The sequence below is a fragment of the Duganella sp. 1224 genome (genome assembly GCF_013408245.1).
Lineage (GTDB): Bacteria > Pseudomonadota > Gammaproteobacteria > Burkholderiales > Burkholderiaceae_D > Rugamonas.
This window is the reverse complement of sequence record NZ_JACBYS010000010.1, coordinates 21,383-41,891: the sequence shown is the minus strand read 5'-3', so window position 1 is coordinate 41,891 and position 20,509 is coordinate 21,383. Positions and strand designations below refer to the sequence as shown.

The window sequence follows — 20,509 nt, the reverse complement described above, 5'->3', positions numbered from 1 at the left end:
CTACACGGCCATCGCCGGCGCCACGCCCTTGCCGGCCACGGTGTGCATCAGCGCCGCCACGTCCAGGATCAGCGCCACCTCGCCGCTGCCAAGTATCGTGGAACCGCTGATGCATTTCACTTCGCTGAACATCGGGCTCAAGGGCTTGATCACGGTCTGGAATTCGCCCAGCAGCGTATCGACCACCAGCCCGGCGCGGACGTTGCCGAACTTGAGCACCACGATGCTCTCGCGCCGCGCGGCCGCGCCGCCGATGCGGAACAGCTGGCGCAGGCGCACCAGCGGCAGCACCTGGCCGCGCAGGTTGGTGTAATCCTGTCCAGGTTCGGTGGCATATTCGATGCACTCTTCGATCATGTCCAGCGGGATGACGAACACCGACGACGCCACCTGCACCAGGAAGCCGTCGATGATGGCCAGCGTCAGCGGCAGGCGCACGGTCACCGTCGTGCCCTGCCCTTCCTTGCTGCCGACGTCCACGCTGCCGCGCAGCGCCTGGATATTCCGCTTGACCACGTCCATGCCGACGCCACGCCCGGACAGGTTGGTGATCTTCTCCGCCGTCGAGAAACCGGCTTCGAAAATCAGGTTGTAGATTTCGCTGTCGGTCAGCTTGCGCTCCGGGTCCACCAGCCCGCGCTCGATGGCCTTGGCCAGGATCTTCTCCTTGCGCAGGCCACCGCCATCGTCGCTGACCTCGATCACGATGCTGCCCGATTCGTGGAAGGCATTCAGCTTGATCATGCCCTTAGCCGGCTTGCCGGCGGCGATACGCACCTCGGCCGGCTCGATGCCGTGGTCCATGGCGTTGCGCACCAGGTGCATCAGCGGATCGCCGATTTTCTCCACCACCGTCTTGTCGAGCTCAGAGTCCTCGCCGTCGACGATCAGGCCGATGTCCTTGCCCAGCTCGCGCGCCACGTCGTGCACCACGCGCTGGAAGCGGTTGAAAGTGGCGCCGATCTTCACCATGCGCAGTTCCAGCGCGGCGTCGCGCACATCTTCCACCAGGCTGGTCAGCGTGGAGGTGCATTCCAGCAGTTCGGTGTTGCGCAAGTGCTGGCCGATCATGTTGGCGCGCGCGCCGGCGATAATCAGTTCGCCCACCAGGTCGATCAGCCGGTCCAGCTTGTCGGAATCCACGCGGATCGAGCGGCTTTCCTGCGCCTTCTGCTCGCTGACCTGCTTCTGCTTGGCCAGCGCGGCTTCCACCACCACCGGCGGCACGTTGCCGGCGTCGACCAGGATGCTGCCCAGTTGCTGCGGCGGCGCGTCCTGCTGCTTGCCGGACTGCTGCTGCAGCGCCTCCTCCAGTTCATGCGCGGTCACGCTGCCACAGCGGACCAGGATCTCGCCCAGCCGCGCGGCACGCTCCGGCAGCGAGCGGATCAGGTTGACGTATTCCGACACCTTGCTGTTGGGCGGGATGATGCGGATCTCGCAGTCGTCCTGCACGAACTCGAACACGCCGGCGATGGCCTCGCGGTCGGCCGTGCTGTCGAAGGCGATCTCGAAACCGAGGTAGCACAGTTCCGCGTCCATCTCGTCGGCCGGCGGCAGCGCGTCCGGCAGCGTGGCGATGCCAACGATGCGTCCCAGCTTGCCCAGGTAGCGCAGGAAGGCGATCGGGTCCATGCCGTTCTGCAGCACGCCCCGGCCGAAGCGCAGCGAGATATGCCAGTAGTCGCTGTCGCCGCGCTGCTGGTCGATGCGCTCGACGCCGGGGTCCGCCTGCACTGCCAGCGGCGCGGCCGCTGCCCCCGCCGCCGCGTCGCCATCCATGTGGCGGCGCAGCTGCTGTTGCAGCATTTCGCCTTCCGGCGCGGTATCCGGATCCTGTTCGTGCCGGCCGGCGGCCAGCGCGTTGATCATGCCGGACAGGTAGTCGCAGCATGACAGCAGCAGCACCACCATCTCGTCGTTCAGGGTCACGCTGCCGTCGCGCACCTTGTCCAGCAGGCTCTCCACCACGTGCGTGAAGGCGACGATGTGATCGAGGCTGAACAGCCCCGCCGAGCCCTTGATGGTGTGCGCGGCGCGGAAGATGGCGTTGATCGCTTCGCCCTGGTCGCCCGCCAGGTCGACATTGAGCAGCGCGTTTTCCATCTCCTCCAGCAGCTCGCGGCTTTCGGCGATAAAGGTCTGTAGCGCTTCATCCAGATTCATGGCGTCACCTCAGGCATGTATCAGCACGGCATCGCCGAAGAAGGCGACCAGGTCCAGCATTTCGAAGATGTCCACCACCGCCGGGCTGTGCCCCAGCAGCCGCAGCTCGCGCTGTTCGGCGGCGGCGGTCTGCTTGGCCAGCATCAGCACCTGCAGGCCAGCGGTATCCAGTTCCGTCACGCCGGACAAGTCGATGTCCAGCACGCGCGTCTTGCGCAGCGCTTCCAGCACGGTGACTTTCAGGTCGGCGGCGCGGTAGATCGTCATTTCGCCGTCGAGGGCAATACGGGTCACATCATCCGCCATCGCGGCCTCCGTCGGTTTATGGCAGCACCAGCTTGGCCACCGCGCCCAGCAGCACCTCGGGCTTGAACGGCTTGACCACCCAGGCCTTGGCGCCGGCGGCCTTGCCCTCTTCCTTCTTGCTTTCCTGCGACTCGGTGGTCAGCATGATCACCGGCGTGAATTTGTAGTTGGGCAGTTGCTTGAACTGCTTGACAAAGGTGATGCCGTCCATGTTGGGCATGTTCACGTCGCACACCACCAGGTGGATTTTCTGCCCGGTGCATTTGGACAGCGCGTCGGCGCCGTCGCGTCCCTCGATTACCTCGTATCCCGCGCCCTTCAGCGCGATGCCCACCACCTGCCGCAACGACGCTGAATCATCGACCACCATAATGGTTTTTGCCATGTCTTATCGTCCCTTAGAAAAAAGTGATTTCGTCGGCGTCGGCGGCGGCCGGCGCGGCATGGCTGACGCCACGGTGCACCGCATGTTCTTCCGCCATCGCATAGGTCTTCTGCAGCGCCTGCAGCAGCGGCTGGGGGTCGAGCGCCTCCAGCACGCCGCTGGCCTCGTAGGCGGCGCGGTGCTCGCGCAGCAGCGCCGGCAGGCGTTCCATGTTCTCGCGCACGTGCGACAGCACCTGGCTCACGCGGTCCTGGAACTGCAGCTGCACCAGCGCCTCGCCCACCTCGCCCTGGATGCCGAGGCTCTCCCGCTTGAGCAGTTCGGACGACTGCACCAGCGCGTCCGTCATCTGGCGGAATTGGTTCAGCACCGATTCGATCATGCCCTCGGCCGACTGCATCGATTTGTCCTCGGCGTCGCTGGACTGCTCGGCCGCCTGGCTGGCGGCGAGGATGGCGCTGCTGATCAGGCCCACGCGGTTGGTGATCTCCTTACCGGTTTCCGCCGAGCGCATCGACAGCATGCGCACCTCGCTGGCCACCACCGCGAAGCCGGCGCCGGCCGGACCGGCGCGCGCCGCCTCGATCGCCGCGTTCAGCGCCAGCAGATTGGTTTGCGCGGCGATGCTGGCCACGCCCTCGGCCATGCCGCGCAGTTCGCGCGTGAAGCGTTCGAGATCCTTGATCTGGGCCAGCATGGCCTGCTTGGACGACATCGCCGATTTCATCGACGCGACCACCGAGCCGAGTTGCGACTCGCTGTGCGCGAACACCTCGGTCATGGCGTGGCCGTCCTGGCCGCCGCCGCCGGACACGTGCAGCGCGTTATCCAGCTTGTCGACGATGTTCGAGAAGCGCGACGCCAGGTCGGACACCGCTTCCTCCATCTGCGTGCGGGAATTTTCGATATGCCGGCACCACACCGGCAGCACCGCGTCGCCAAAGCGCTCGCGGCTGGCGAGATAGCGATCGATCATGGTGCCGCCGCCGTCCGCCCCGGTGCCGGCGCTGGCGGCAAAGCCGCTGTCGCGGGTCAGCCACGCGGCGGCGGCCAGCAGCAGCGCCGCCCAGATCATCGTGTACCAGCCCCACGTACTCCAGCCGGCCACGATCGTTCCCAAGGCGCCGGCGGCGGCGAGGCCGAACGGCACTACTATTTTGCTACTCACACCGGTTGAGTTCTTCACTGGACCTCACCTCGCTGGGATGCAGGGCGCCGCTGCGGCGGCGCCGCCGGAAGTCCCACTGTAGCGCAGAAAGCCGCGCCCGCGCCATCACGCGATAGCGAATGCGCCGGCTGTTGCACCAATACAACCGGAGGTCCGGTCGCCCGCAGCGGCGCCACCGCCTGGGGGATCGGGCGCGCGCTGCCGGTGACTGCGCCACTTCTTCAACTGCTTGAAGTCCAAACTAAAATTTTAATTTGCATTCTAATTTGCAACAAATATTGAGCCAGGGACTGGGAAAAGGTTTACACTTTGGGATTGTCTTGTACGGCCGTTTACATCGTTGGCCTTCCATGCAACATTGTTGGCGGCTCTTTGACGCCACTCCTAAACAACTGAGATGAGCAACGCATTCCTGGAACACCGCGCCAAATACCGCGAAGTCGTGTCACGCCGCTACGGCGTCACCCCTGAACTCTACGATGTAGCCTCGCGCCTGCTGGCGCCGCTGGCCGTGCCTTTCAGCATGCGCAAGGGCGAGTACCTGCAGCGCATCGGCACCCCGGCCCAGTATATTTACTGGCTCCACAGCGGCGTCACCCGCACCGGCTTCATCACCGAGTCCGGCAACGAGGTCACGCGCCACTTCCAGAGCGATGGCGAGCCGGTCGGCGCGCATGACGATCTGTTGCGTTCGCGCGAATCCGAGCCGGCCCTGAATTTCGTGGTGGCGGAAACCGCCATCCATGGCTATCGCCTAGACTGGGCGGAAGTCAGCGCGTTGTATCAGCGTAACAGCGACCTGCGCGACTACTACCTGGGCGCGGCCCAGCGCAGCATCATCGACCAGAGCCGCCGGCTGTACCTGAACGCCTCGCCGGCGCAGGGCCGGCTGAACGCCTTCCGCCGCGAGTACCCGGGGCTGGAACAGCGCATTTCGCAGAAGGTGGTGGCGTCCTTCCTCGGCATTACGCCGCAATACATGTCGCAATTGCTGCGCCAGGACGGCAGCAAGTCATAAAAAAAGCGCTCTTCGGAGCGCTTTTTTTACACCTTACTGCTTGATGCTTTTGATTTTGTTGTTTTCGTCCACAAACACCAGCTTCGGCACGTGGGTGGCGATTTCCGCGTCGGTCATCGGGCCGTAGGTGCAGATGATCAGCAGGTCGCCCAGCTGCGCCTTGCGGGCGGCGGCGCCGTTCAGCGAAATCTCGCCGCTGCCGCGCTTGCCGGGAATGGCGTAGGTGGCGAAGCGCTCGCCGTTGTTCACGTTATACAGTTCGATCTGCTCGTTGACCTTGATATCGGCGGCTTCCAGCAGGTCGACGTCGATGCCGCAGGAACCTTCGTAGTTCAGGTCGGCCTGGGTCACCGTGACGCGGTGCAGCTTGGAGCGCAGCATAATACGTTGCATAGCAATCTTTCCTCGATGGTAATCGTTCAAACTTGGCATCCTGTCCAGGCTGTGGCAGCGACGCGAGGGCGGCATTGTACCATTCATCCCCGTAGTCACTGGCTTTGTGGCATATTGATTACCTGTAATATCATTTACCTCATTTCATGAAGCTGACCCGCCTGCTCACCCTGTCCACCGCCATCCTGGCGCTGCTGGTGTGCGGGATGCTGGGCCACATCACGCGCAACGCCTGGCTGCGCTACGACGCCACCAACGACGGCCTGCAGGCGCTGCGGCTGACGCGCGCGGCCATGGTGGCGGGGGAAAAGCTGTCGTTTGAACGCGGCCCGGTCAACGCCGTGCTGGGCGACCGCGTGCCGGCCGATCCGGCCCGCGGCGAACGCCTGCGGCGCGGCCGCGCCGCCGCCGACCTGGCGCTGATGCAGCTGGACCGCGCGCTGCACGCCGGCACCGGCAGCACGCTGCCGGACACGCTGGCGCCGCTGCACAAGGCGCTGGCGGCGGCGCGCGCCGACGTCGACCGGCTGGCGGCATTGCCGCCGCCCGAACGCACCCCGGCGCAGCTCAAGGAGGCGATCGAACAGATGTTCGCGCTGGTGCCGCTGGCGCTGGACACGGCGGGCCACGCCACGCAGACCTCCGAACTGGCTTACCCGCGCATCACGCGCGCCCTGATCAAGGCCCGCTACGCGGTCGAGCTGCGCGAGTACGCCGGCCGCCTCGGTTCCGTGCTGACGGTGCCGCTGGCCACGCGCCAGGCGCTGACGCCGGCCGAGCACACGCGCCTGCAAGCGCTGCGCGGCCGCATCGCCCAGTTGCGCCAGCAGATACAGGCCGGCGACAGCGGCGGGCTGGCGCTGGTGCTGCAGCGGGTGGACGAGGTGTATTTTGGCGAGGGCCTGCGGCTGGTGGACGACATCGAGCAGGCCAGCGCCGCCGGCCGTCCCTACGCCATGGACACCGCCCAGCTGGCGCAGCGCTACGTGCCGACCATGACGCCCATCCTGGCGCTGCGCGACGAACTGCTGCAGGAGGCGCAAACCCAGGCCGAGAACGACCACCGCCACGCGCTGCGCGAACTGTGGATCGCCATCCTGTCCGGCGTCGCCATCCTGCTGGCGCTGACGCTGTTGCTGCTGATTGTGCGGCGGCGCGTGATCGTGCCGCTGCTGCGCGTCACGCACGCGGTGATCCGGCTCGGCGACGGCGATTACTCGCGCGATCCGGGCGGCGCGCGGCGCGCCGACGAAATCGGCGACATGGCGCGCGCGCTGGTCACGCTGCGCACCAACAGTATCGAACGCCAGCAGCTGGAACTGGAACGGCAAAGCCTGATCGAGGAGCTGCGGCGGCGCGCCAACACCGACTACCTGACCGGCATTCTGAACCGCCGCGCCTTTGCCGCCGCCGGCAACCAGCGCGTGCAGCGCGCGCGCCAGCACAAGGAGATGCTGACGGTGCTGCTGTTCGATATCGACCACTTCAAGTCGGTCAACGACGTGCACGGCCACGAGGCCGGCGACCAGGTACTGATACGGGTGGCGGCGCTGGTGCGCGAGGCGCTGCGCGACGGCGAGATCCTGGCGCGCCACGGCGGCGAAGAATTCGTGGTGATGCCCACGCATTGCAGCCTGGCCCAGGCCTGCGCGCTGGCGGAGCGCCTGCGGCAGGCCATAGAACGCGAGCCGCTGACGCTGGCCGACGGCCACATCCTGCGGGTGACGGCCAGCTTCGGCGTGGCCAGCGCCACCGGCCCGGCGGCGGCGCTGGACAACCTGCTGCACGCGGCCGACCTGGCGCTGTACAACGCCAAGCGCAATGGCCGCAACCGCGTGGAGAGCGCGGGCTGACCGGCGGGCCTTAGCGCTTCGTCGCGTCTTTTGCCTTCACGGGCGTGAACAGCAGGTCGCGGAAGTCGTAGCTGAAGTCCGTTTCGGTGGAGATCGGCGCCATCTTCATGCGCTCGATGCTGCCGTCCGGGTTCAGCGCGAAGGTCACGTAGGCGTCGGCGTTGAAGTTGCGCTCCTTCCAGCGCACGATGAAGGTGTCGTGCTGGAAGTGCTCCAGTTCCCCGCTCAGGTCCGGCGTGCGCTCGAAGCGCATGATATGCTTGCCGCCCTCGTTGCGGATGCTGGCCTTGCCGTACCACGCGTCCTCATACTCGCCGTCGTACGCCGCCAGCGGCAGCGACGGTTTCGAGCTGGCCGCGCGCGCGGTGCGCTCCTTGCCCTGGCGCTCCAGCTCCTCCTTGTGCATGGCCGCTTCCTGCTCCGCGTACACCGCGATCCAGTCGGTCTTTTGCGGCACCGCGAAGTAGCGGTCCAGCAGCGTGTAGTACAGCGAGGCCATGGCCGGGCTGTTCTCGGCGTTGGTCAGGATGGCGATGCCCAGCTTCTCCTCCGGCACCATCAGCACCGTCGAATAGAAGCCCTGCAGCGCGCCGCCGTGCATGGCGATCTTGCGGCCCCGGTAGTCGCGCAGCTGGAAGCCCAGGCCATACGACAGGAAGTTGGGCTTGGTGGCGGCCAGCGGCGGCTTGGGGTCGCGGATCGGCATCGGCGTCTGCTCGGACCACAGCTCGGCTACCTGCCGGGCGCTGATCAGCTGCTTGCCGTCCTCGGTCTTGCCCTGGTTGAGCAGGAGGTTCATCCAGCGCGCGATGTCCTCGGCGCTGGTGTTGATGCCCACCGCGCCGACCGCGTTCGGCACCGGCATCGGCTTCACCACCGCGATCTTGTCGTGGATCTTGCTGTGCGGCGCCGAGTGGTCGCTGCTGGCCAGCATGTCGGCCACGCTGGTGGTGGTGCCGTTCATACCCAGCGGCGTGAGGATGCGCTCGCGCACCGCCTCGCCCCACGGCTTGCCGGTCTTCTCGGCGATGATCTTGCCGGCCACGATGTACAGCAGGTTGTCGTAGGCGTAGCTGGCGCGGAAGCTGGTGGCCGGCTTGATGTAGCGCAGCTTCTCGATGATTTCATCAGTGCTGAACTGGGTGCTCGGCCACCACAGCAGATCGCCGGCGCCCAGGCCCAGGCCACTGCGGTGGGTCAGCAGGTCGCGCACGGTCATCTGGCCGGTGACGTAGGAGTCGTACATCTGGAAGCCCGGCAGGTGCCTGGTGACCGGATCGTTCCATGCCAGCTTGCCCTCGTCGACCAGCATCGCCAGCGTGGCGGCGGTGAAGGCCTTGGAGTTGGACGCCACCTCGAACAGCGTCTTGCCGTCCACCGGCGTGGGGTCGCCCAGCTTGCGCACACCGAAGCCCTGCGCCGCCACCACCTTGCCATCCTTGACGATGGCGATGGCCATGCCCGGCACGTCGAAGGTCTTGAGCGCGCGCTGGACATCATCGCCCAGCGACGCCGTGGCGGTGGCCGCTGCGGTTGTTGCGGCGGTGTCGGTGGCCAGCGGCGCGGCCAGCACCGGCGCGCCGGCCAGCGCGCCCCATACCGCCAGCGCGCAGGCGGTGGCGGCAAAGTTACGAGTCATATTCATTGTTTTTTGAATGCCTTGTCGACGGAAGCTTGAGTCACCGGATGATAGTGCGAACGCGCCTTGGCGTAAACGCCCTTGGCCCAGTCCTTCTCGACGGGATTCTTCAGCAGCGCGGTGTACAGCGGCACCACGAACTTCTGGCGGCCCACGCTCATCAGGAACTTGTTGAGCGGCTCGCGCACGTTGTAGCCGGCATGCACCGACGCCAGGAAGAAGCGGTAGGCGATTTCGTTGTTGCCGGTCTTGCCCAGACCATAGGCCTGGTCCAGCTCCTGCAGCTGCGCCGCCGTGGCCTTGCCGTCGATGTCGTTCAGGAAGTGCATCCACTCCAGCGCGATCCAGTTCTTGGCCGGCAGCTCGGCGGTCGGCAGTTCCCCCTTGAGCCACGCGGCGCGCTGCGTGTCCAGCGCGGCCAGGCGCGGCGACGCCGCGCGCTTGGCGCTGGCCGGAATGCCGGGACCATACAGCCATTCATCGAGCTCGGACTGCGACATGATTTCCGGATGCGCGTCCAGCAGGTTTTTCTTCAGGTAGGCGACAAATTCGTCGGTGGTGGCCGACTGGAACGCGTGCTGGTCGAACCAGCCGCGCAGGAACGGGTCGAACACGTCGCGGCCGGCGCGCTGCTCCAGGGTGCGCAGCAGCCACGCGCCTTTCGGGTACACCAGGTTGCTGTCGGTGTAGGTGGCGGCGTTGGTGTCCGGATCGCGCGTGACCAGCGCCTGCTTGGCCGCCGGGATCTTGGCCAGCGAGGCCAGCGCCTCTTCCTGCTCCACCTGCAGGTTCATCTCCGCCACTTCCTCGCCGTACAGCTTTTCGACGATGCGGGTGGTGACGTAGGTGGTAAAGCCCTCGTTCAGCCAGAAGTGCTTCCACGAGGCGTTGGTGACCAGGTTGCCGGACCACGAGTGCGCCAGTTCATGCGCGATCAGGTCCACCAGGCTCTTGTCGCCGGCGATCATGGTCGGCGTGACGAAGGTCATGCGCGGATTTTCCATGCCGCCGATGGGGAACGACGGCGGCAGCACGATCATGTCGTAACGGTCCCACCGGTACGGGCCATACAGGCCCTCGGCGGCGGCGATCATCTTCTCGGTGTCCGCCATTTCGGCGGCGGCGGCCTCGATGCGCTGCGGCTCGGCGTACACCGCCGAGCGCGGGCCGACGTTGCGCACGTCGATTTCGCCGATGGCGATGGCCAGCAGGTAGGACGGAATCGGCTGCGTCATTTTGAACTTCCAGCCGCCGGCGCCGGTGGCCTTCTGGTCGTTCTCGGCGCTCATCACCACGCGCATGCCGGCCGGCGCCTCGATGCGGGCGCTGTAGGTGAAGCGCACCGCCGGCGTGTCCTGCACCGGCGCCCACGAGCGGGCGTTGATTTCCTCGGACTGGCTGAACATGAACGGCCGCTTGCCGGACAGGGTCTGCTCGGGCGTCAGCCACTGCAGCGCGGCGGCGGACGGCGCGGTGCGGTAGTACACCCGCACTTTCTGCGGCTGGAATGGCAGGGCGATGCGCAGCGCGCGGCCCTTCTCGGCGTCCGGCTTGTCCAGCATGAAGGAGGCGGCGGTCCAGCGGCCGTTGGCGGCCAGCACCTGCACCTTGGCGATGTTCAGTTCATTGGTGTCCAGCACCAGCGTGCGCGCCGACTTGTCGATCCAGTTCAGCGTCAGCTCGGCGTAGCCGGACAGGATCTTGTGGCTGAAATCCGCTTTCAGGTCGAGGTACAGATCGGTGGTGCGCACCTGGTCGTAGCGCGCGTAGCTCAACGGATCGGCGTGCGCCACGTGGGCGGTCAACGACATGCATGCGGTAAGCACGATCGCGGCAATGGTCTTCTTGATCATATGGTGATACTTTCAATGTTGGCTTCAGCGCCAAGCAGAATAGCATAGCGTTGTATCGGAGATGTGTCGGCGGCCACACAAGCTGTGTTATCATGCCGGCCATTCGTGGGGAGTAGTCGGCTTGCGCCGCCCCGGCGCAAGAACCTGTGTCAACATAATCGGTCCGCAGACCGTGGCGCAGGTGGCCCGCAGCCGCTATGGCGGCAAGGCTTGACGAGACCATGACCCTGTTGCGGCCATGACGGGCCGGAGCCGCGCGTGGGTCATTGGTTCATCGTTCCGGCCCGCGTACTTTACACATCATGGAAGCCTTCCTCGTTTCGACCGGCATCGTCGCCCTGGCAGAAATCGGCGACAAAACCCAGCTCCTCGCCTTCGTGCTCGCCACCCGGTTCCGCCGCCCCCTGCCGATTGTCGCCGCGATTTTCGTCGCCACCATCGCCAACCACGCCTTTGCCGCCGCCATCGGCGCCTGGGTCACCAGCCTGATGGGCGCGGACCTGATGCGCTGGGTGCTGGGCGCGTCCTTCCTGGCGATGGCCGCGTGGACGCTGATCCCGGACAAGCTGGACGACGACGACACCAAGCTGGCCGGCTACGGCGTGTTCCTGACCACGCTGATCGCCTTCTTCATGGCCGAAATGGGCGACAAGACGCAGGTGGCCACGGTGGCGCTGGCGGCGCGCTACCACAGCATGACCGGCGTGGTGTGCGGCACCACGCTGGGCATGATGCTGGCCAACGTGCCGGCGGTCTACTTCGGCGAAAAGATCGCCAACAAGATCTCGCTCAAGCTGGTGCACGGCATCGCCGCGCTGATCTTCGCGGCGCTGGGCGTGGCCACGCTGCTCGGCGCCGGCGCCAGCCTGGGCGTCTAGCTGGCGGCGGCGCGCGGCACCACCAGCTGCACCTGGCGCATGCCGTCACCGTCGCGCAGTTCGATAAGCTGGTCCTGTTGCGCCTCGCCGTCCACCGTCAGCGACGCCGTCTCGCCCCTGGTCACGCGGATGGCGTAGGTGGCGTTGCCGTGGCGGTAGTGCAGCGTAAAGCCATCCCATTCCGGCGGCATGCGCGGCTCCAGCTTCAGATGCGTGGCGGTGCGGGTCACGCCCAGCAGCGACTCCAGGATCAGGCGGTACATCCAGCCCGACGAACCGGTGTACCAGCTCCAGCCGCCGCGGCCCACGTGCGGCGGCACCGCGTACACGTCGGCCGTCACCACATACGGTTCCACCTTGTACAGCGCCGCGCCCTCGGCGGTGCGGCCGTGCATGACCGGATTGATCATGCGCGCCAGCTCCCAGGCACGTTCCGTGTCGCCCAGCTTGGCGAAGGCCATCGCGGTCCAGATGGCGGCGTGGGTGTACTGGCCGCCGTTCTCGCGCACGCCCGGCACGTAGCCGCGGATATAGCCCGGATTCGGCCCGGCCTTGTCGAACGGCGGATCGAGCAACTGGATGATGCCCGAGTCGCGCCGCACCAGGCGCTGGTTGACCTGCTCCATGGCGCCGCGCACCCGCACCGGATCGGCGGAGCCGGACAGCACGCCCCAGCTCTGCGAAATCGAGTCGATCTGGCATTCCTCGTTGGTGTGTGAACCGAGCGGCGTGCCATCGTCGAAGTAGGCGCGGCGATACCATTCGCCGTCCCAGGCGTTCTGCTCGACGTTGGCGGCGATGCGGCGCGCCTGCTCGCGGCACTCGGCCGAGAACTCGGCGTCGTTGCGCATGTCCGCCACCTCGGCGAAGCGCTTCAGCACCTCGCACAGGAAGAAGGCCAGCCACACGCTCTCCCCCTTGCCATGCTCGCCCACCTTGTCCATGCCGTCGTTCCAGTCGCAGGAGCCGATCAGCGGCAGGCCATGCTGGCCGAAGCGCAGGCCGTTGCGGATGGCGCGCTGGCAGTGGTCGTACAGCGTGCCCTGCTCGCTGGAGCGGGCCGGCATGTCGTAGTATGAATCTTCTTCCGGCTTGACCGGCCGCCCTTCCAGATACGGCGCGGTTTCATCGAGGATGCTCATGTCGCCGGTGGCCGAGACGTAGCGCCAGGCGCCCAGCGGCAGCCACAGGTAGTCGTCCGAGCAGTGCGTGCGCACGCCGCGGTCCGATGGCGGGTGCCACCAGTGCTGCACGTCGCCTTCCAGGAACTGGTGGGCGGCGCACAGCAGCAGCTGGTCGCGCAGCAGCTGCGGTTGCGTGTGGATGGTGGCCATGGCGTCCTGCAGCTGGTCGCGGAAGCCGAAGGCGCCGCCGGACTGGTAGTAGCCGCTGCGCGCCCAGATGCGGCAGGCGATGGTCTGGTACATCAGCCAGCCATTGGCGATGACGTCCAGCTCCGGCTCCGGCGTTTCGATGCGCACGGCGCCCAGGGTTTTCTCCCAGTGGGCATGCACGGCGCGCAGCGCTTCCTGCGCCGCCTCGGCGCTGCGGTGCTTCTGCACCAGGCTGCTGGCGTCGGCGTTGCGGCGGCCGGCCACACCCAGCACGAAGACGATCTCGCGCTCCTGGCCCGGCAGCAGGTCGAACGGCGCCTGGATCGCCGCGCAGGCATCCAGGCCGGCGCCGATCTTGCCGGACAGGCGCGAGCGGCGCAGCGCCGCCGGCGCCGCCAGCGTGCCGTTGCGGCCCATGAACTCGGTGCGGTCGGCGGTGATGCTGCGCAGCGAGGCGTCGCAATTGAAGAAGGCCACGCGGCCGCTGAACTCCGTGTTGTACGGATTTTTGGCGAACAGCGCGCCGCTGACCGGATCGGCCTCGGTGACGATGTGCATGCCGGACTTGGAGCGCATGTCGCCCAACACCCATTCCACGTAGCCGAAGGCGGACAGGCGGCGCTGCACCAGCGAGTCGTTGCGCACTTTCAGCACGGTGTACTTGATCGGCGCGTCGACGGCGACGAAGGTGGTCATCTCTGTGTAGATGCCAGCCTCGATATGTTCAAACACGCTGTAGCCAAAGCCGTGACGCGTGATGTAGTCACCATTGCCGCGCGCCGGCAGTGCGGTCGGCGACCAGAACTGGCCGCTCTGCTCATCGCGCAGATAGAACGCTTCGCCGCTGCTATCGCTGACTGGATCGTTATCCCACGGCGTGATGCGGTATTCGTGCGCGTTCTCGTGCCAGGTATAGGCCTGGCCGCTTTCCGAAATCACGGTGCCGAACTGCGGATTGGCCAGCACGTTGGACCACGGCGCCGGCGTGCGCTGGGTGTCGCTGGTGGTGATGACGTATTCGCGGCCATCCGGCGTAAAGCCGCCGATGCCGTTTTCCAGCACCAGCCCGCGCGCCGGATGCGTGACCGGGCCGGCGTCCGCATACTCGCCGCGATTGTCGGCCAGCAGCGGCGGCATGCGCAAGGTCGGCGGCGCCGGACGCTTGATCTGCTCCGCCAGCGTGCCGCGCGCATCGCTGATGATGACGCGCGCCACCGACTGCATCAGCACCCGGTCCTCGTTTGGAATCTGATCGATCAGGCGCACGAAGATGCCGCCCGGCCGGTCGATCGCCTGGGCGTCGATGCCGGACGCGATCAGGCCCATGATCTGGTCGTGCAGCGCCTGGCGATAGCCGGACAGGTCTTCGTACCAGATCACCAGGTCCACCACCAGCCCTTTCAGGCGCCAGTAGGCATGCGCCTGCACCATCTGGCGCGCCAGCTCGATGTTGGATGGATCTTTAATCTGCAACAGCACAATTGGCAGGTCGCCGGAAATCGCATACGCCCACAGGCCGGACTGGCCGCGCTGGTTCTTGATCAGCGTGGCCGCTTCGGCGCGCAAGCCGGCGTTCGGGTAGATCACCGAGTTGGCCAGGCGGCCATACAGCTGGCCATCGGCTTCGCTGGCGTTCAGCTGGCGCAGCACCACCTGGCTGTGGGTCCACGCCAGTTCGAACACGCGGTCGGCCAGATGACGGTCCTGGTATTTGTCGATCAGGTGCAGCGCCACATCGCGCTGCTCGGTCATGCCGGTGACGATATCCACCGTCGCATACTGGTCCGGCTTGAGCGTGATGGTGTAGCGGATTGCCACCACCGGGTCCAGCACCGAACCCTGGCCGCCGCTCAGCGGGCCATCGTTCAGCATCGCGGCCGGCGCGGCCATGGTGTTGCCACGGCCAATGAAGCGCGAGCGGTCGGTTTCATACGACACGTTGACCACCGGCGCATCGTGCACCATCATCGAGTGCATCATCCACGGCATGACTTCGTGCGCACCGCGCGGACGGCGGGTACACAGGATGGCGTTTTCCTCCGGCAGAATCTCGGTCTGCACAAACAGCTTGCTGAAGGCCGGATGGGCATTATCGGCGGCGGCCGGCGCCATCACCACTTCCGCATAGCTGGTCACTTCGATGGTGCGCACGCGGTCCGACTTGTTGGTGATGCGGGTGCGGCGCAATTCGATATCGTCTTCCGGCGACACCACGATTTCCGTGTACAGGTCGATATGGCGGTCGGAGCGGCGGAACTCAGCGCGGCCTTCGGAGAAGATCACTTCATGCTTGCGCGGATCGACCAGCGTCGGCTGGTAGGTGGTGGACCAGAACTCGCCGTCCTCCACATCGCGCACGTAGCAGAAGTTGCCCCAGTTGTCGCGCGTGCTGTCTTCGCGCCAGCGGGTCACGGCCAGGTCTTTCCAGCGGCTGTAGCTGCCACCAGAATTGGTGACCATCACGTGATAGCGGCCGTTGGACAGCAGCTGGGTTTCCGGCACCGGCGTCGAATGCTGGGTCAGCACGCGCAGCGGGTTGGCCTGCTCCTGCGCCACCGTGCGGATGGCCGCCATTTCGGTAGTGTTGGAGTAGAAGGCGCCGGCCTGCGGGCTGCGTTCCTGCAGCACCAGCAATGTCGATTGCAGCAGCGGGTCGGATTCGAAGCGACGCTGCATCGGACGGTCGTGCAACAGGTAGCTGAGCGACAGGAAGCCCATGCCCTGGTGGTGCACCATGAACGAGCGGATAATCGCCGCGCTCTGGCCGCGCGGCAGGCGCGACGAGGTGTAGTCGATCGCCTCGTAGAAACCGTATCGGCCCATATAGCCCAGTTCCGCCATCTTCTGCAGATTGGCGCAGGAAGCTTCCGGCTGCACCATCAATCCCATCATGGAAGCGTACGGCGCGATCACCAGATCGTCGGCCAGGCCGCGCTTCAGGCCCAGTCCCGGCACACCGAAGGCGCGGTACTGGTAATTGAGGCTGGCGTCCACCGTGTTGTAGCCGGATTCGGATATCCCCCACGGTACGCTGCGGCGCTTGCCGTACTCGATCTGGGCGTCGATCACCGAGTTGTAGGTCTGGTCCAGCAGCGTGTTCGGATAGTTCGGCATCACCAGCAGCGGCATCAGGTACTCGAACATCGAGCCGCTCCAGGACAGCAGCACCGGCTTGCCAGCGACGATGCACAGCTGGCGGCCCAGCGCGAACCAGTGATCCTGCGGCAGCTGGCCCTGGGCGATGGCGACAAAGCTGGCCAGGCGCGATTCCGACGCCAGCAGGTCGTAGTAGCTGGCGTCCAGGCGGCGGTCGGTGACGTTGTAGCCGATCGCCAGCAGGTTGGTGGTCGGATTGAACAGGAAGCCGTATTCCATCTGCGCGAAGGCGCCGCAGCGCTGCGCCAGGTCGGCCAGCGCGCGCATGCGTTCATGCGCGGCGGTGCTGCCCTGCTCGAACAGCTGGGCGAGGCGCTGCTGGCGGTCGCGTTCATCCGGCGCCAGGTCGGTGGCCGGGATGGCGGCGTGAGTGCGCGCCAGCGCCGCCAGCTCGCGCAGCGTCGGCATGCGGGTCATGCTGGTGTCGAAGATGGCGTCCTCGGACAGCGCGGCCCACGGCATCATCGCCGTCAGTTCGTCCAGCGCGGCGCGGCATTGCTGCACCAGCGAGTCGGCCCACATGGCGCCGGCCTCGCTGTGGGTGGCGGCGTGCGGCTGGAACTCCTCGGCGGCGGCGCTGACGCGCGTCAGCCAGCCGTGCAGCTGCTGCAGGTTGGCGGCGTCCGGTGCCGGCGCCAGGGTGGCCAGCAGCGCGTCGACCGCGCTGGCGGCGACGGCGGTGGTTGCAGCCGCGCCGGCCGTGGAGGCGCCGCTGGCGGCACCGGTGTCGGCCAGCGTGTCCTGCAGCACGCGCACGGTGGTGGCGATGCCGTCGACGATCTGCGGTCCCAGCACCGGCGCGTCATACAGGCCGGTGAGGCCGGGCGCCATGGTCAGCAGGTGGCCGGCCAGGTTGCCGCTGTCCACGCTCGAGATGTAAATCGGGTGCAGCGGCTTGAGGGTCTGCGTGTCGTACCAGTTGTAGAAGTGGCCGTGGTGGCGCTCCAGCTGGTCCATGCTGTCCAGCGTATGGGCGGTGCGTTCCATCAGCTGGCGCACCGTGACGTAGCCGAAGTCGGTGGCGGTCAGGTTGGCCAGCAGCGCCATGCCGATATTGGTCGGCGAGGTGCGGTGTGCCACCACCTGCACCGGATGCTCCTGCATATTATCCGGCGGCAGCCAGTTGTCCTCGGCGCCGACGAAGCGCTCGAAGTAGGCCCAGGTGCGGCGCGCCAGCTTGTTGAGGAATTGCGTCTGCTCGGCCGACAGCTGCGCGGTCTTGCGTTCGATCGGGCGGCTGATCCAGTCGGCGATAGCCGGTGCCACCAGCCACGCCAGCAGGAACAGCGCGGCCGCCGGCAGGCTGGCCGGGCGCCAGCCCAGCAGCGCGCCGCCGACGAACAGCGCCAGCACCGGCGCGAACCACATGGTGCGCCAGGTGTTCACGCTGCCGTCGGCCTGGCGCGCCAGCGCGGAGGCGCGCCATTCCAGCAGCTTGCGGTGCGAGACGAAGCTGCGCCACAGGCTGCGCAAAATGGCGTCCATGCTGAAGTAGGCTTCGTACGGCAGGAAGGCCAGCATCAGCACCGCGTGCGAGAACTGCAGACCGCCACGCCGCAGCGAGGCGCGGATATGCTGGCTCCACAAGGTGTCGCGCGGACGGCGGCACAGGTCATACACCAGGCTGACCAACGGCGGCAGGAAGATCACGGTCAGCACGGCGCCAGTCCACATCCACGGATCCGGCAGCCAGCGCCACGCGGTGATCAACGACAGCACCAGCGCCGGCGCGGTCAGGCTGCGGCGCAGGTTGTCGAACAGCTTCCAGCGCGACAGCAGCGACAGCGGATTGCGTTCACGCCGGCCACGGCCGCTCGGCACGCGGCCGGCCAGCCAGCCGATCAGCTGCCAGTCGCCGCGGATCCAGCGCTGGCGGCGCGTCACGTCCTCGCTGTAGCGGGTCGGATAGGCTTCGTACAACTGGGCGTCGCTCAGCAGGCCGGCGCGCACGTAGCAGCCTTCCAACAGGTCGTGGCTGAGGATCTTGTTTTCCGGCAGACGGCCGCCCAGCACCTGCTGGAACACGTCGACATCGTAGATGCCCTTGCCGATGAAGGAGCCTTCGAAGAACACGTCCTGGTAGACGTCCGACACGGTGCGGGTGTACGGGTCGATGCCCGGTTCGCCGCCGCACAGCTTCTCGTAGCGCGAGGCGTTTTCGCTCGGTAGCGCTACCGCGACGCGCGGCTGCAGGATGCCGTAGCCTTCGGTCACGCGGCCGCGCTGCATGTCCACGCGTGGACGGTTGAGCGGGTGCTGCATGGTGGCGACGAACTGTTTGGCGGCGTCGCGCGGCAGTTGGGTGTCGGTGTCCAGCGTGATGACGTAGCGGATGCTTTCCAGCTCCGAGGTGTCGCCCACCACCACCGAGAATTTGTCGCGTGCGCCGCCGCGCAGGAAGCGGTTCAGGTCTTCCAGCTTGCCGCGCTTGCGCTCATAGCCCATCCACACGCCTTCCTGCGGATTCCACATGCGCGGGCGGTGCAGCAGCAGGAACGGCGCGTGCGGCGAGCCGTTGGCGTATTTGTGATTGAGGTGCGCGGTGCAGCGCTTGAGCTGCTCGACCAGCGCCTCGTCGTTCGGCATCTTCTCGGACCGGGCGTCGGCGAAATCGGTCAGCAGGCAAAACATCAGGTTGGGATCGCGGTTGGCGAGGAAGCGCACTTCCATCTGCTCGAACAGGTCCTCGATGTTCTCCTTGCTGTACACCAGCGTTGGCACCACCACGATGGCGCGCGCGTCGGACGGAATGCCGTCCTTGAAATCCATGCGCGGCAAGGGGCGCGGATGGGTGACCAGCGTGGCCACCCAGTTCACCAGGTTCAGCGCCAGGTGGCTGCTGCCCAGCAGCGCCAGAAGGCCGAGCGCGAACAGCACAAAGCCATGCACGCCATCGAAGGCGGCGCGCTCCAGCAGCAGCGCGGTCGACACCAGCGAGATGGCGGCGATGGCGCCGAGGTAGGACGTCAGCGGCGAGGCGCTGCTGGTCTGCTGCGCCGCTTCCAGCCATGGCCGGCGCATCTGCGTCTGTTTTTCCAGCGCGGCCAGGCCGCCGCCGATCAGGTAGAAGCCCACGTGGCCATGGCGCGAATCGCCGCTGCCGTGGTGCGCCTGGGCCAGCGCCAGCGCCTGCTGCGCCACTTCCAGTTCGGTGAAGCGCGAGCGCTTGGCGATTTTTTCGATGGCGTGGCGGTACTGGTCGCGCGTGGCGAATTCCATTTTGCCGTAGATGTCGGCCGGGTCCTGGCGCAAGGTCTGTTCGACCTTGCTCATGGTTTCAACGAACTCCTGCCAGTCCATGGTGCCGAGGAAGCGCAGGCTGCCGATGCTGTTGGCGATCGACACCTGCTCGGCCGCCTGCTGCTGGATCTCGGCCTGGATCTGCTGCTCGATGGTCTGGCCGGTTTCCGCCAGGCGGTGCGTGATCCAGGTCAGCGCCAAGGTCAGCGCCGGGCTTTGCCCCTGCAGGCGGCGCGCCAGTTCGGCCACGAAGGCGCTGGTGATGGGCGGGTTGGAACGCGCCATGTCCGCCACCATCAGAATCAGGCCGCTCGGATTTTTCTCGGCGATCTCGGTCATCTGGTCGGCCCAGGTGTTGGCGAGGTCGCGCTGGATGCGGTTCTCGGCCACGCGCGCGGCCACGCGGCGCAGGTTCTCGATCAGCGCCAGGCGCAGCATGATGGGAATCGCCCACAGCTCGCCGAGTTTGAGCGTGGCCACTTCCTGGTAGGCGTCGACAAAGCGGCACAGCGATTCGGGATCGACCCGGCCGTCGCCGTGCGAGATGATTTCCAGCGCGATCTTGTAGACGCGCGGGCAGCCGTCGGGCGCGCCCTTACCCAGGCGCGGCAGCTCCTTGCTGTAGTCCTTGGGCAGGTGGCGGCGGGCGATGCGGATCTGTTCTTCGATTAAATAAAAATTGTCCAGCAGCCACTCGGAGGCCGGCGTGATCTGGCGCCCGGCCTTGACGGCCGCGGTCAGATCGTCGCAGGTGGCATCGATGACGGCGGCGTTTTCCGCCAGCCGCGACAGCAGGCGGTCGCGGCCGCCGCGCTTGCTCAGTTCATGATGCTGGGCCAGCGTCTTGCCGTGCGCCGCCATTTGCGCGGCGCTGAAGAGCTCCGCCCGCAGCGGCAAGTCCTCATCGTCGTCGTCGGACACCAGGGAGCCGGTTTGGGATTCGCGGAAGCCCATGGTCATCTCGGGCAATAAGGGATTGGACTTGTTCAACTTGGACCTCGCTTGGACTCGGCGAATGAAAAATTATGGGCCAAGCAATCGTACGCTGGCGCACGCAAGGAGACTGTACGGTGACGTACATAACGAAGTTGGCAAAAAAAAGGACCGCTTGCGCGGTCCT

General features: G+C 66.5%; 11 protein-coding genes and 1 riboswitch. Of the genes, 3 read left to right on the top strand and 8 right to left on the bottom strand.

The annotated features are described in order from the left end of the window. The 4 genes from FHW58_RS26025 to FHW58_RS27985 are packed head-to-tail and all read right to left on the bottom strand — an operon-like array spanning position 1 to position 4,025. Positions 1 to 2,166 (bottom strand): chemotaxis protein CheA, encoded by a 2,166-nt coding sequence (locus tag FHW58_RS26025; RefSeq protein WP_179676097.1) that lies wholly within the window; start codon positions 2,164 to 2,166, stop codon positions 1 to 3. A 9-nt stretch (positions 2,167 to 2,175) separates the two neighbouring features. Beyond that, the gene (locus FHW58_RS26020) at positions 2,176 to 2,460 is read right to left on the bottom strand and encodes a lipid asymmetry maintenance protein MlaB (protein ID WP_373996736.1); all 285 of its coding nucleotides are present in this window, start codon (positions 2,458 to 2,460) and stop codon (positions 2,176 to 2,178) included. A gap of 28 nt (positions 2,461 to 2,488) precedes the next feature. Then, positions 2,489 to 2,857, bottom strand: a complete 369-nt coding sequence (locus FHW58_RS26015) for a response regulator (RefSeq protein WP_179676095.1) — start codon at positions 2,855 to 2,857, stop codon at positions 2,489 to 2,491. Positions 2,858 to 2,870: 13 nt separating this feature from the next. Further along, a complete protein-coding gene (locus FHW58_RS27985; RefSeq protein ID WP_373996735.1) occupies positions 2,871 to 4,025 on the bottom strand; it encodes a methyl-accepting chemotaxis protein in 1,155 nt (384 codons plus the stop codon). Between the two features lie 397 nt (positions 4,026 to 4,422). On the opposite strand from FHW58_RS27985, the gene FHW58_RS26005 reads away from it, so the two are divergent. Next, on the top strand, positions 4,423 to 5,043 hold the full coding sequence (locus FHW58_RS26005) for a Crp/Fnr family transcriptional regulator (RefSeq protein WP_229265499.1): 621 nt from the start codon (positions 4,423 to 4,425) through the stop codon (positions 5,041 to 5,043). 33 nt (positions 5,044 to 5,076) lie between these two features. Here FHW58_RS26005 and panD read toward each other — a convergent pair whose 3' ends face one another. Further along, complete coding sequence (panD, locus tag FHW58_RS26000) at positions 5,077 to 5,436, bottom strand: aspartate 1-decarboxylase (RefSeq protein WP_179676093.1); 360 nt, start codon at positions 5,434 to 5,436, stop codon at positions 5,077 to 5,079. A gap of 146 nt (positions 5,437 to 5,582) precedes the next feature. On the opposite strand from panD, the gene FHW58_RS25995 reads away from it, so the two are divergent. After that, positions 5,583 to 7,289 (top strand): diguanylate cyclase, encoded by a 1,707-nt coding sequence (locus FHW58_RS25995; protein ID WP_179676092.1) that lies wholly within the window; start codon positions 5,583 to 5,585, stop codon positions 7,287 to 7,289. 10 nt (positions 7,290 to 7,299) lie between these two features. On the opposite strand, the gene FHW58_RS25990 is transcribed toward FHW58_RS25995, so the two are convergent. Together FHW58_RS25990 and FHW58_RS25985 are read right to left on the bottom strand one after the other, a co-directional pair. Further along, complete coding sequence (locus tag FHW58_RS25990; protein ID WP_179676091.1) at positions 7,300 to 8,934, bottom strand: serine hydrolase; 1,635 nt, start codon at positions 8,932 to 8,934, stop codon at positions 7,300 to 7,302. Then, complete coding sequence (locus tag FHW58_RS25985) at positions 8,931 to 10,781, bottom strand: M1 family metallopeptidase (protein WP_179676090.1); 1,851 nt, start codon at positions 10,779 to 10,781, stop codon at positions 8,931 to 8,933. The genes FHW58_RS25990 and FHW58_RS25985 overlap by 4 nt, the downstream gene beginning before the upstream one ends. A gap of 95 nt (positions 10,782 to 10,876) precedes the next feature. Then, positions 10,877 to 11,029, top strand: a riboswitch (yybP-ykoY riboswitch). Between the two features lie 54 nt (positions 11,030 to 11,083). On the opposite strand from FHW58_RS25985, the gene FHW58_RS25980 reads away from it, so the two are divergent. Continuing rightward, positions 11,084 to 11,659, top strand: a complete 576-nt coding sequence (locus FHW58_RS25980) for a TMEM165/GDT1 family protein (protein WP_179676089.1) — start codon at positions 11,084 to 11,086, stop codon at positions 11,657 to 11,659. Here FHW58_RS25980 and FHW58_RS25975 read toward each other — a convergent pair. Continuing rightward, on the bottom strand, positions 11,656 to 20,349 hold the full coding sequence (locus tag FHW58_RS25975; RefSeq protein ID WP_179676139.1) for a GH36-type glycosyl hydrolase domain-containing protein: 8,694 nt from the start codon (positions 20,347 to 20,349) through the stop codon (positions 11,656 to 11,658). The two genes, FHW58_RS25980 and FHW58_RS25975, sit on opposite strands and share 4 nt — an antisense overlap. Positions 20,350 to 20,509: the final 160 nt, after the last annotated feature.